Annotated in this window: 9 protein-coding genes; 4 read left to right on the forward strand and 5 right to left on the reverse strand. The window is 38.7% G+C overall.

The features are described from left to right. Positions 1 to 220: 220 nt before the first annotated feature. The 5 genes from murI to gmk form a co-directional block, all read right to left on the reverse strand. Complete coding sequence (gene murI / locus BKK47_RS01370; RefSeq protein WP_077493145.1) at positions 221 to 1,030, reverse strand: glutamate racemase; 810 nt, start codon at positions 1,028 to 1,030, stop codon at positions 221 to 223. 29 nt (positions 1,031 to 1,059) lie between these two features. After that, entirely contained in the window at positions 1,060 to 3,141 is a 2,082-nt protein-coding gene (recG, locus tag BKK47_RS01375) for an ATP-dependent DNA helicase RecG (RefSeq protein WP_077493146.1), read from the reverse strand. Between the two features lie 6 nt (positions 3,142 to 3,147). Then, on the reverse strand, positions 3,148 to 5,259 hold the full coding sequence (gene spoT, locus BKK47_RS01380; RefSeq protein ID WP_077493147.1) for a bifunctional GTP diphosphokinase/guanosine-3',5'-bis pyrophosphate 3'-pyrophosphohydrolase: 2,112 nt from the start codon (positions 5,257 to 5,259) through the stop codon (positions 3,148 to 3,150). 77 nt (positions 5,260 to 5,336) lie between these two features. Next, positions 5,337 to 5,603 carry a DNA-directed RNA polymerase subunit omega gene (gene rpoZ, locus BKK47_RS01385; protein ID WP_018357122.1) on the reverse strand — a complete coding sequence of 89 codons (267 nt, stop codon included), beginning with the start codon at positions 5,601 to 5,603 and terminating at the stop codon, positions 5,337 to 5,339. 62 nt (positions 5,604 to 5,665) lie between these two features. Beyond that, a complete protein-coding gene (gene gmk, locus BKK47_RS01390; RefSeq protein ID WP_077493148.1) occupies positions 5,666 to 6,292 on the reverse strand; it encodes a guanylate kinase in 627 nt (208 codons plus the stop codon). 248 nt (positions 6,293 to 6,540) lie between these two features. Here gmk and gap point away from each other — a divergent pair, with 248 nt between their 5' ends. The 4 genes from gap (at position 6,541) to BKK47_RS01410 (ending at position 12,956) form a co-directional block, all read left to right on the forward strand. Continuing rightward, positions 6,541 to 7,560: a type I glyceraldehyde-3-phosphate dehydrogenase gene (gap, locus tag BKK47_RS01395; protein ID WP_077493149.1), complete on the forward strand. Its 1,020-nt coding sequence runs from the start codon at positions 6,541 to 6,543 to the stop codon at positions 7,558 to 7,560. Positions 7,561 to 9,141: 1,581 nt separating this feature from the next. Continuing rightward, positions 9,142 to 9,411, forward strand: coding sequence for a reverse transcriptase N-terminal domain-containing protein (locus tag BKK47_RS12650; RefSeq protein ID WP_244149095.1), 270 nt, complete (start codon positions 9,142 to 9,144; stop codon positions 9,409 to 9,411). A 139-nt stretch (positions 9,412 to 9,550) separates the two neighbouring features. After that, positions 9,551 to 10,864, forward strand: a complete 1,314-nt coding sequence (locus BKK47_RS01405; RefSeq protein WP_244149096.1) for a group II intron reverse transcriptase — start codon at positions 9,551 to 9,553, stop codon at positions 10,862 to 10,864. 289 nt (positions 10,865 to 11,153) lie between these two features. Further along, the gene (locus BKK47_RS01410; protein ID WP_077493150.1) at positions 11,154 to 12,956 is read left to right on the forward strand and encodes an AMP-dependent synthetase/ligase; all 1,803 of its coding nucleotides are present in this window, start codon (positions 11,154 to 11,156) and stop codon (positions 12,954 to 12,956) included. Positions 12,957 to 13,014: the final 58 nt, after the last annotated feature.

Below are 13,014 nucleotides of genomic sequence, written 5' to 3' on the forward strand. Positions count from 1 at the left end.
AATATTTTCAATAAGTCAATCAACAAGTGCCCACACAGATTGTCTGATAGATTGTTAAAGAGCAAAAAAGAACGACGCACTGCAAATCTCAAACGTTCACAACAGTGCGTCGTTGTGTGCGGTGCATTATAGGGATTTTTTTACGCCACACAAGTGCTTTTTTCAAAAAAATTTAAAAAAATGTTCTTTTGCATAAAATCCCACCAAATTGGCTGTTTTTTTAGCTGATTTCTATTACATTTAAAGATTCAAATCCCCATAAATGTAATATTTGGTTGAATTGCGATTCTTTTGAAAAATGTTTCGTACAAAACATTTGGTTCACTTTTTTCCCCTGCTCTCTCACATTCACACCACCAAGCAAAGATTGAACCCGTTTTGCAATTGCTGCACCCGAATCTATAAAATATCTGACTTGGGGTAAACATAATTTGATTTCCTCTTTTATTAAAGGAAAGTGGGTACATCCTAAAATCAACGTATCCAAATCCGACATATCTACCCAAGGCGATAATTCACCTTTTAAAGCGATCAAATCTACCGAATGTCCACGAATTTTTTGTTCAGCAATTTCAACTAATTTTGTCGAGCCTAATCGCTCTACTCGATAATCTTGAGCAAACTTATGTATCAGCTCATCTACATAGTAGCGCTTTACCGTTCCTTTTGTTGCTAATAGCCCAATATGTTTTGTATTTGAAATCTCTGTAGCAGGTTTAATTGCCGGAACCGTACCGATAATAGGTATAGAAAAATTTTCCCGCAGAACAGGCAAAACCACCGTGCTCGCTGTATTACAAGCAATGACAATCGCGTCCAAAGAATGTTGCATGTCAATTAACTGACAAGCAGATAATGTACGCTGAATAATGCTTTCTTCCGAACGCTCCGAGTAGGGAAAACCTTCATTGTCAAAACAATAAAGATAATGCCAGTCAGGTAACAATTTTTTCGTCTCGCGATATACGCTGAATCCGCCCACACCAGAATCAAAAAAAAGGACTGTCGGACGTTCTCTTTCTATCTCCATAAAAAACTCTTTCTATATTGACCGCACTTTTAGGCATTCGAATATATTTCTTTGTTATTTAACCAACGTTTAATCAGGCAATCTGCCACATCAGGATAGCTTTGAATCAATTGCTTGGCATAATATTGCACCGTTGGAATCATTTTACGATCACGCATTAAATTTGCCACTTTAAATTCAGCAATTCCTGTTTGTTTTGTCCCTAGAACCTCACCCGGACCACGGATTTCCAAATCTTTTTCAGAAATAAAGAAACCGTCTTGGCTGTCTCGTAGTACTTGTAAGCGTTTTTGTGAGACTTTTCCCAAAGGTGGCTTATACATTAAAACACAAAAAGAGGCGGTATTACCTCGCCCAACACGTCCGCGCAACTGATGGAGTTGTGATAAACCCAATCGTTCGGCATTTTCGATAATCATCAAACTGGCATTCGGTACATCTACGCCAACTTCAATCACCGTCGTTGCCACTAACAAATCTAAGTCGGCATTTTTAAACTGTAACATGACCTCTTGTTTTTCTTGAGGTTTCATTCTTCCGTGTACCAAACCAATTCTTAACATAGGTAAGGCTTTGGTTAAATCTTCCCAAATCGCCTCTGCGGCCTGCGCTTCCAGCACTTCGGATTCATCAATTAAAGTACATACCCAATAGACTTGACGTTTTTCATTGACACAAGCTTTTTTTACGCGCTCAACAATTTCATCCCGTCGCTCTTCCGAAATCACCACCGTTGTAATTGGCGTACGCCCCGGAGGCAATTCATCAATAATAGATGTATCTAAATCTGCATATACCGTCATCGCCAAAGTTCTCGGTATCGGAGTTGCCGTCATAATTAATTGATGAGGGTAAAACCCCGCCTTTTCGCCTTTATTACGAAGCATTAAGCGTTGATGCACACCAAAACGATGTTGTTCATCAATGATCACTAGGGAAAGTGAGGCAAATTCGACTTCGTCTTGAAACAGAGCATGGGTACCAATGATCATTTGTACCGCACCATTTTTGATTTTTTCCAACTCACTTTGACGTGCTTTCCCCTTCACTTTGCCAGCCAGCCAACCCACATTAATACCAAAAGGCTCAAACCAATGACGAAAATTATTGGCATGTTGCTCGGCTAAAATTTCTGTCGGTGCCATTAGAGCCACTTGTTTACCATTGTCAATCGCAAGTAACGCCGATAATGCCGCCACCAATGTTTTACCCGAGCCCACATCCCCTTGCACCAAGCGCATCATAGGATAATCTTTTGCTAAATCTTGTTCAATATTGGTGATACCCCGCGTTTGTGCATTGGTGGGGTGAAAAGGTAAACTCATCAAAAATCGTTGTTTTAAATCCGTTTGATAACGCAAAGGCAAAGCCGAAAATTGTTGCGTACCTAACCGCACTTTTTGCATAGCGAGATTATGCGCGAGCAACTCTTCAAAAATTAATCTCTGTTGAGCAGGATGTTGCCCTTTTTCCAGTGCTTCTAAGGAAATATCCGGTGGAGGTCGGTGCAATAGCTGCAATGCTTCTTTTAAGTTGAATTGATGAGGATTAAATTCATTAGGCAAAATTTCAGCAATTTGCACTTTATCAAGTAAATTTAATGCTTGCTCTACCAGCTTTCGTAACGTATTTTGTTTTAGCCCTTCTGTAGTAGAATAAACAGGTGTAAGCGTTTCTGCCAATATAATCGGTGTATTGTCACGAATAATTTGATACTCCGGATGATGAATTTCCGGCATATAACGCCCTCGTTTGACTTCGCCAAACGCCTTAACACGAGCACCTATCTGAAAACTGTTACGCATTCCCGCATTAAAATTGAAAAAACGTAACATAATTTTTGACGAACCATCAGACAGGCTGACGGACAGAATCGGACGACGGGCAAAGGTGACCTCACAAGTTTGTACAATTCCTTCAATGGTGAAATATTGATCAGGACGTAGATCAGCAATGGGTGTAATACGCGTACGATCCTCATAACGAATCGGCAAATGAAAAAGCAGATCTTGTAAATTATTAATACCGATTCTGCTAAGTTTATTAGAAACTGCCGCCCCTACACCTGAAAGCGTGGTAAGAGGGACGGCATCAAGAAGAGGAAAAACCATAATATATTAGGCGTTAATATTGCGCTTTGCACTTACCACACCTGTAATTCTCTTAATATGATATAAAATATTGGCAAGGTGTTTTGTGTCTTTCACACTAATTTGCAAAATCACAAACAACAAATTATTCTCCAACCCTTCCGTCCAAATATTTTGGATGCTGCTTTCGCTTGCTCCGATCACTGTCATTAAACTTGGCAAAGCCCCCTTCTCATTTAAGATTTCAATTTGTAATTCAGCATCAAAATTGACCGCACTTTGCATTTTCTCCCATTTAGCTTTGACTAACTGATGAGCATTTTTAAGATTTACACATTGTTGATGATGAATGACTAGTCCGTTATTCGGAGTACTACACCCCAGAATCGGATCACCCGGGATCGGGTGGCAACACTTGGCAAATTGCATATTAGCCATTAAAGCCGGTGCAATTGTTAAGGTGTTTGAATGATTTTCCGCATTACCGTCCACATCAATTTCTATCGGCTCTCCCACTAATTGATGTGCAATCACAGAAGAAAGTTGATTTCCTAAACCAATTTCACGCAACAATCCATCAAGCGAAGAAAGTTTTCGTTCATCCAAAACCGCTTGAATTTGTTGTGGAGAAAGATCTGTTAAACGATGTGGTTGTAATGCAGCATTCAGTTCCCTTTCACCCAGTTTTACCGCATCATCTTCACAACGTTGTTTTAAATAGTGACGTATGCGGGTTTTCGCACGGGCAGTAACCACAAAATTCAACCATGAAGCTTTAGGATGTGCATTCGGTTCAGTAATAATATTTACCGTTTGACCGGATTCTAACGCTTTTGATAACGGGTAAGGTTTATATTCAACCAACACGCCAACACAAGTATTCCCGATATCAGAATGTACCGCATAAGCAAAATCTACCGCAGTTGCCCCTTTCGGCAATTCAACAATTCGCCCTTTTGGTGTAAAAACAAAAATTTCTTTTGGAAAAAATTCCGATTTTACATTTTCAATGAACTCAAAGGAGTTTCCTACACTTTGTTGGATTTCAACTAAATTTTGCAACCAACGTTGGGCGCGGATCTGCGCGGTTGTACTGTCATTTTTACCGCTTTCTTTATATACCCAGTACGCAGTCACCCCCATTTCCGCCACTTGTTCCATATCTTCCGTATGAATATGAACTTCTACCGGTACGCCATGCGGACCAATCATAGAAGTTTGTAAAGACTGATAGCCATTTGCCTTTGGCACGGCGATATAATCTTTTACGCGTCCCGGACGGGGTTTATAGAGATTGTGCATTTGACCCAATACGCGATAACAATCGTCAATATTTTTCACAATAATACGAAACGCATAGATATCCATAATAGAGTGAAATTCTTGATCTTTTGCACGCATTTTTTGGTAGATCTTATAGAGATGTTTTTCTCGTCCCCACACCCGAGCAACAATCCCCACATTTTCTAACCGCTCTTTAATTTCATTAGAAATACGTTCAATAAGGTCTTGACGATTATTTCTCGCAACTTCCACTAATTTTTTCAATACCTTATAACGGTGTGGGTACATTGCTTCAAAGGATAAATCCTCTAGTTCATTTTTAATATGCTCAATGCCTAAACGATGAGCAAGGGGGCAATAAATTTCAAGCGTCTCTTTAGCAATACGACGACGCTTATCAGGGCGCAATGCACCCAATGTACGCATATTGTGCGTTCGGTCTGCAAGTTTAATCAATACCACTCGAATATCACGGGTCATCGCCAAAATCATTTTGCGGAAATTTTCCACCTGAGCTTCTTGACGTGTCCGGAACTTCAACTTGTCAAGCTTTGATACCCCGTCAACGATATCTGCAACACTTGCTCCAAATTCTTCTTTAAGATTTTCTTCCGAATAAGCCGTGTCTTCAATAACATCATGCAATAACGCAGCCATTACCGCTTCATGATCAAGATTCATTTTCGCAATGATGGAAGCTACCGCCACAGGATGGGTAATATAGGGTTCTCCGCTTGAACGAAATTGTCCCTCGTGCGCATCTCTTGCGATAACAAATGCACGTCTGACTAATTCAACTTTATCTTCGGGTAAATACCCTCGAATAATGTGTTCTAAATCTGCAAACAATTCCAAAGGACACCTGACTTTTTCGGATTATTAAATGAATAGTTAAAATTAAACTGCGGTTGAAATCAACCGCACTTTTAAAATTATTCGGAAATTAATGCTACCGCTGCTGCTTCTACATGCTGAACAGCTGTAATAGCTTGATGTTCTTGAGCATCCATAATCTCGTTAGAGATTAATCCTTTTTCAATTTCACGCAACGCAATAACTGTCGGTTTATCATTATCTTCCGGTACTAAAGGATCACGTTGATGTAACTGCAATTGTCTCGCACGACGTGCTGCGGTCAAAATTAAATCAAAACGGTTGCCAATTTTTTCTACCGCATCTTGTACTGTAACACGTGCCATATTCTACTCCAATTCATCTTAAAATAAGGGATATAAGGGGAAACATCATACTAAATCTCATATTATTGATCCAGTAATTGATGAATTAAGACCGCATTTTCTACTTGTTGATAATCTTTCGTCAAACGTTCCGCACTTAAAATACTCTGTAAATCGGCTAATGCTTGCTCAAAATTATCGTTGATAATGATGTAATCATACTCATCATAGTGAGAAATTTCATTCTTTGCTTTTGCCATACGTTCCATAATTACTGCTTCGCTGTCTTGACCACGACCAATCAAACGACGTTCTAACTCCGGCAATGAAGGGGGAAGAATAAAAATACTCTTTACATTTACTACTTTTTTACGAATTTGTTGCGCACCTTGCCAATCAATATCCAAAAAAACATCAATTCCTTTTGCCAGATTTTCCTGAATTGCCGGCAATGATGTGCCATAATAATTTCCACCAAACACCGTAGCATATTCCAAAAATAAATCTTGTTTGATCAAGGATTCAAATTCTTCTTTAGAAACAAAATAATAATGTACGCCGTCAATTTCACCGGGTCTCGGATCGCGCGTTGTATGCGAAATCGACACCATTTTTTGTGTGGAAGAATCACGTTCCAATAATGCTGAAATTAGCGAAGATTTCCCCGCCCCGCTTGGGGCTGAAAGAATGTATAAATTGCCTTGTGACATAGTTTAAACCTTTCCTAAATATTTCAGTCTATTATGCCGATTATTTAATAGAAAATCATTAAAGAGCGGTCATCTTTTCAGAAGTTTTTATCTAAAAAAGTATTTTTAGCGTGATCTAGATCACAAAAAAATCGGATTTCTAGTTTTATCTAAATGCTCGTGCTATAATCTGCTACAAAGTTTTAGGGAATGCTCTTTTTTCTTAAACACAACAGTTTGTTTAACTTAACTAAGAAGGTAAAAATCTTATGGCAATTAAAATTGGTATCAATGGCTTTGGTCGTATCGGTCGTATCGTATTCCGTGCAGCACAACAACGCGATGACATTGAAGTTGTCGGTATCAACGACTTAATTGATGTTGAATACATGGCTTACATGTTAAAATACGATTCAACTCATGGTCGTTTTGATGGTACTGTTGAAGTTAAAGACGGTAACTTAGTGGTTAACGGTAAAGCGATTCGTGTGACCTCAGAACGTGATCCGGCAAACTTAAACTGGGGCGCTATCGGTGTTGATATCGCAGTTGAAGCGACAGGTTTATTTTTAACCGATGAAACAGCACGTAAACACATCACTGCCGGTGCGAAAAAAGTCGTTTTAACCGGTCCATCTAAAGATGCAACTCCAATGTTTGTGCGTGGTGTAAACTTTGGTGCATACGCAGGTCAAGATATCGTTTCTAACGCGTCTTGTACAACAAACTGTTTAGCGCCTTTAGCACGTGTTATCCATGAAACTTTCGGTATTAAAGATGGTTTAATGACAACTGTTCACGCAACCACAGCGACGCAAAAAACCGTTGACGGTCCGTCTGCTAAAGACTGGCGTGGTGGTCGTGGTGCGTCACAAAACATCATCCCATCCTCAACCGGTGCTGCAAAAGCAGTAGGCAAAGTGTTACCGGCATTAAACGGTAAATTAACAGGTATGGCTTTCCGTGTTCCAACACCAAATGTCTCTGTTGTTGACTTAACCGTAAACCTTGAAAAACCTGCAACTTACGAGCAAATCAAACAAGCAATCAAAGATGCAGCAGAAGGTAAAACTTTCAACGGCGAGTTAAAAGATGTTTTAGGTTATACCGAAGATGCAGTTGTATCTACTGACTTCAACGGTTGCACATTAACCTCTGTATTTGATGCCGATGCAGGTATCGCATTAACCGATTCTTTCGTGAAACTTGTTTCTTGGTACGACAACGAAGCCGGTTATTCTAACAAAGTATTAGACTTAGTGGCACATGTTTACAACTACAAAGGCTAAGTGCGACAAGTGTCGTGCTTACTGGGATTAAGTCCTTATATATCAAGAAGTTAACTCAATTAAGAGAAAGCTATGTAATGTAGCTTTCTCTTGGCTATTCAGATCTTCTCGGGAAGAGTTTGGGTAGCAGACTAGAAAAGGGGCGTTGCCCAAGATCTAGTTCTAAGTTGGTAAGAATATCTCCAACTTTATGCGGTTAAGGTATGGTCTTCACTTTTATGTACTTAATATTTAGATAAATATTAAGAGGGGTAAGCAAGCAAGATCCGTTATCGAAAGATAGGACTACCGTTGGTCGCCTATTTATAGAGTGACTTGGGTCAAATCCAAAACGTCATATCGTCCATAAAGAATGATTATTCAACCCTACTATAAATAAAGTCCGAAAGATACCGTAGCAATCTGAGACGGTTCGAGTATAAGAAAGTGGAATTTCTTCTATTTGGTTGCCACCTTTACACTTATCTTTATTTACTTTACTTCGGGATATTCTTTTATTAAGAAACACCCTCAGCAACTTGAAAATAATAGTTGCCCGTGAATGGCTTGCGGAACAGCACGGTTACTTCTCGGTCTAAATTTACCCAAATCCCCTTTCATTGAAATAATCATTACTAACAAATGAGCTTTTGTTTGTTAAAGGTTAGTTATTTCCTATTAGAGGATTAAAAGTAAACAAAGTACCATTAAACATTTGTTTAATGGATAAAGTAAGTTTTAAAGCAAACCAGCAAGGGCTTATTTATTGCTGTATTAGGTAACAACTTAGTTAAGTATGAGTAAGCTGTTATTACTATTGTTACAATTCGTTTCAACGTTGATATATGCAGTTGCGAAGAAATAAATGAGTGTAACCTGTTATATGACTAACAGTAACCTAGGGATAGTGCATAATTGGCAACGATTTTGTGCGGAGCTTCCTGACAATGTACCCCGATAAGGTTATTAATACTGTGAAGTATTAATAAGAGACTCGAAACGACCATTGGGTTGAGGGACTAGGTTGGATAGAAAGATAAACGTAAGTGAATAGTCGTAATTCTCGTTATGTAGAACAAGCCTACGGTCGCTATCGGCTTGAACCAAAAGGTATGCAGTGGGTTATCTCATTTTAGCCTTGGGATACGTCATCATAAACACTGTCGGGAAACAGACTATATCTTCCCTATCCGTGTAGTAATAATGGAACTTGGTAAGCCTATATCTCCGCCTGAAAAATGGCAGGCAACGCGTAAGCAATGCTGTTGGTGGTGTAGGTAAAAGAAGTTAGAGAAAGCGAAGGTTGTACTGTAATGGTGCAAATAGGGTATGAAGTATGACCTAACCCGAAAGGGTGCAGACTTCTAACCGGTCTTTCATCACAAGATGTCTGACAAATTCCTTTAAAGTTTGACGGGATAAAAGCGAGCGTTGGCTTACAGATTGAAAACCAATCAAATAAAACCAACGCACGCACTCTTTATCCTTAGTGATAACTCAAGAGTGTAAGTCTATTGGTAATCATAGCAACTCTTGAAGTGTCCAAACAGAAAGAGGAACTATTAATTTACCAAGAAAACTTATCTCTCAACGGAGGTAAGTATGAAAGAGCAAACTCATCATACTAAGAAATTAGTAAGCAGTCTAGCTCCAGCGACCTCACATATATCGCAATGGCATTATATCAATTGGTATAAAGCAAACCGATATGTGAAAGGAATGCAGGTGCGGATTGCGAAGGCAACACAGGAAAGCAATTGGCGTAAGGTTAAAAACTTACAACGAATGCTTACCCACTCGTTTTATGCAAAAGTATTAGCAGTACGACGGGTGACAGAAAATACAGGCAAACGAACCGCTGGTATTTATTGATAAACGGATTTGGGATACACCTGAATCCAAATGGATTGCTATACAAGATCTATCAAATAAAGGGTATCAACCTAAACCATTAAGACGGGTTTTCATTCCGAAGTCAAATGGGAAGAAACGTCCATTAGGCATACCTACGATGAAAGATAGAGCAATGCAAATGTTGTATTTACTGGCATTGCAACCCATAGCAGAAACAACAGCAGACAATAATTCGTATGGATTTAGATTAAACCGTTCAACGGCAGATGCTATATCACATATACATAGTATATTTTCAACAAAAGGAAACCAATCTCGTCAAATGGCAGAATGGGTACTGGATGCAGATATACAGGGCTGTTTTGATTTTATTAACCACAACTGGCTACTAAAGCATATTCCAATGAATAAGCGGATACTCAAGAAATGGTTAAAATCAGGTGTTGTGGAGTTCGGTCAACTAAAACCAACACACCGCAAGGTGGTATTATCTCTCCAACGTTGGCAAATATGGCCGTCAGATGGGTTAGAAAAAGAGCTAATCAAGCACTTTGGTGCAAAGAATAGTCTTAAAATAGCAAAACATCAGACATACCTCGTTAGATATGCAGATGACTTTATTATTTCAGGTATATCAAAAGAATTACTGGAAGAACAAGTTATCCCTATGGTGAAAAACTTTCTTGCAGAAAGAGGACTTTCCTTATCGGAAAGTAAAACCAAGGTAGTGCATATCGAACAGGGATTTGACTTTTTAGGTTGGACTGTTAAACGTTTTGATAAAAAATTGATTATTAAACCAAGTAAGAAAAATGCAAAAGCACTTTATGACAAGGTAAAACAATCAATTTCAAAAATGAAAATGGCGAAACAAGATGACTTAATAAAAGTATTAAATCCAATGATAAGAGGTTGGACAAACTATCATAGACACGTTGTGGCTAAAGTGATATTTAACCGAATGGATAGTTTAATTTGGAAAGCCTTATGGCGTTGGTGCAGACGAAGACATCCAAACAAAGGAAAAATTTGGATTAAAGAAAAATACTTTTATTCAAATGCAACTCGGAATTGGATTTTCGGCACAGTCACCAACAGCAACAAAGGAGAACAAATCCCAATAGATTTACTCTATTGTGGATATGTGAAAATTAAGCGATACAGAAAGATAAAATCACAATACAAACCATTTTTACCTGAATGGGAAATGTATGGAGAAAACTTTGCTCAAACCAGAATGTATGATGAACAATCACACAGACAGCAATGGCAAGCTCTTTACAAAGAGCAGAAAGGAAAATGTGCATTGTGTAATACGCCAATAACGAAAGAAAGCTGCTGGCACGATCATCATATAATTTACAAAATGTATGGTGGAACGGATTCACTAAATAACAGATGTTTAGTACATCCTGAGTGTCACCAACAAATTCATCGCCTGAATTTGAACGTTGTGAAACCGACTGCGTAGCAGTTAATAGAAAGGCTTGAGCTGTATGCAGAGAAATTTGCTTGTACAGTTCTTAGGGGGCTAAGTTGTAGTAATACAACTTAGCTACCCGATTAAAAATAGCTCACAGACTAACCGCTCTTCGGAGCGGTTTTTTTATCTTCAATGATATTACGCCTCTCGCAAATTGAACAAAAGTTCACTCAAAATCATCAAAAATATTAAAGATTTATCTGGCTTTTCTTTTCATTTAGCCTTATATTAGCGCACAACTGTTAGCTCAATTAGCATTAAACTAAATAAGGTTAATATGAATCTCGATCTTCATTTTATTCATCGCATTGAACAACAAGTAAAAGCACAGGGAAATACAACCGCACTTCGTCATAACGAAAATGGTATTTGGAAAGACATTACTTGGGTCGCATTCCAAAATCAGCTAAACCAACTTTCTCTCGCATTACTTGCTTGTGGTATTCAAGTACAAGATAAAATTGCAATTTTTGCCCATAATATGCCGCGTTGGACGATTGCCGATATTGCCGCATTACAAATTCGAGCCGTTACAGTACCCATCTATGCAACCAACACGGCACAACAAGCAGAATTTGTTCTAAACCACGGCGATGTCAAAATTTTATTCGTAGGCGATCAAGAACAATATGACCACGCCCTAGAAATCGCACCATCCTGTCCCCAATTACAAAAAATTGTGGCGATGAAATCCACTATCAAACTCCAACCTAACACTATTTCTTGTTCATGGGAACAATTCATTAAACTTGGAACAATAGATCATCAAGTCGAATTAAATCAACGTCTAGATAATAAGCGGATGGACGACTTATTCACCATTATCTATACCTCAGGCACGACGGGTGAACCAAAAGGCGTTATGTTGGATTATTCAAATCTTGCCCATCAATTAGAAGCGCATGATCTTACGCTTAATGTTACACAACAAGATATTTCCCTCTCATTCTTGCCTTTCTCTCATATCTTTGAGCGGGCATGGGCGGCTTATATTCTTCATCGTGGTGCAATGCTTTGTTATTTGGAAGACACAAACCAAGTGCGGTCGGTTTTAGCAGAGATTCGTCCAACGCTAATGTGTGCCGTACCGCGTTTTTACGAAAAAATTTACGCTGCCGTACTAGATAAAGTACAAAAAGCCTCTAAATTTCGCCAGATTCTTTTTCACTGGGCGATCGCTATCGGACAAAAACGTTTCACTTTATTGACAGAAAGAAAACCGATTCCCTTCTTGCTAAAAAAACAATACGCCCTCGCCGATAAACTCGTCTTATCCAAACTTCGCCAATTACTAGGCGGAAGAATCAAAATGATGCCTTGTGGCGGTGCAAAATTAGAACCGGCAATCGGGCTATTTTTTCATAGCATCGGGATTAACGTTAAACTTGGTTATGGTATGACGGAAACCACTGCGACCGTTTCATGTTGGCACGATGAGCGATTTAACTCTCATTCCATCGGAACACCAATGCCGAAGGCTGAAGTTAAAATTGGCGAAAATAACGAAATTCTCGTGCGCGGTGGTATGGTGATGAAAGGTTATTACAAAAAACCGGAAGAAACTGCTCAAGCCTTCACAGAAGATGGTTTCCTAAAAACCGGCGATGCCGGCGAGTTTGATACGGAGGGTAACCTTTTTATTACCGATCGTATTAAAGAATTAATGAAAACCTCTAATGGTAAATACATCGCACCACAATACATAGAAAGTAAAATTGGTAAAGATAAATTTATTGAACAAATTGCCATTGTGGCAGATGCCAAAAAATATGTTTCCGCTCTCATTGTGCCTTGTTTTGACAGCTTGGAAGAGTATGCAAAACAGTTGAATATCAAATATCAAGATCGGATGGAATTAATCAAAAATTCTGAGATTTTAAAAATGTTTGAACAACGTATTAATGCGGTACAAAAAGAGTTGGCACACTTTGAGCAGGTAAAAAAATTCACTTTACTCTCTCAGACTTTCAGTATCAAATTAGGTGAAATTACCCCAACCTTAAAACTCAAACGAAAAGTCATTATGGAACGTTATCGCAATCAAATAGAAGCGATGTATAAACAAAGTAACGAGACGTAAACAAGAAAAGTGCGGTCAAAATTGACCGCACTTTTTCGTACAAAATTAAAGAAAAATC

The organism is Rodentibacter mrazii (genome assembly GCF_001998825.1).
Classification (GTDB): Bacteria; Pseudomonadota; Gammaproteobacteria; order Enterobacterales; family Pasteurellaceae; genus Rodentibacter; species Rodentibacter mrazii.

Coding starts and splice junctions, on each gene's coding strand:
- murI (WP_077493145.1), bottom strand. CDS start 1,030: ATGGAGATAGAAAGAGAACGTCCGACAGTCCTTTTTTTTGATTCTGGT.
- recG (WP_077493146.1), bottom strand. CDS start 3,141: ATGGTTTTTCCTCTTCTTGATGCCGTCCCTCTTACCACGCTTTCAGGT.
- rpoZ (WP_018357122.1), bottom strand. CDS start 5,603: ATGGCACGTGTTACAGTACAAGATGCGGTAGAAAAAATTGGCAACCGT.
- gmk (WP_077493148.1), bottom strand. CDS start 6,292: ATGTCACAAGGCAATTTATACATTCTTTCAGCCCCAAGCGGGGCGGGG.
- gap (WP_077493149.1), top strand. CDS start 6,541: ATGGCAATTAAAATTGGTATCAATGGCTTTGGTCGTATCGGTCGTATC.
- BKK47_RS12650 (WP_244149095.1), top strand. CDS start 9,142: ATGAAAGAGCAAACTCATCATACTAAGAAATTAGTAAGCAGTCTAGCT.
- BKK47_RS01405 (WP_244149096.1), top strand. CDS start 9,551: ATGAAAGATAGAGCAATGCAAATGTTGTATTTACTGGCATTGCAACCC.
- BKK47_RS01410 (WP_077493150.1), top strand. CDS start 11,154: ATGAATCTCGATCTTCATTTTATTCATCGCATTGAACAACAAGTAAAA.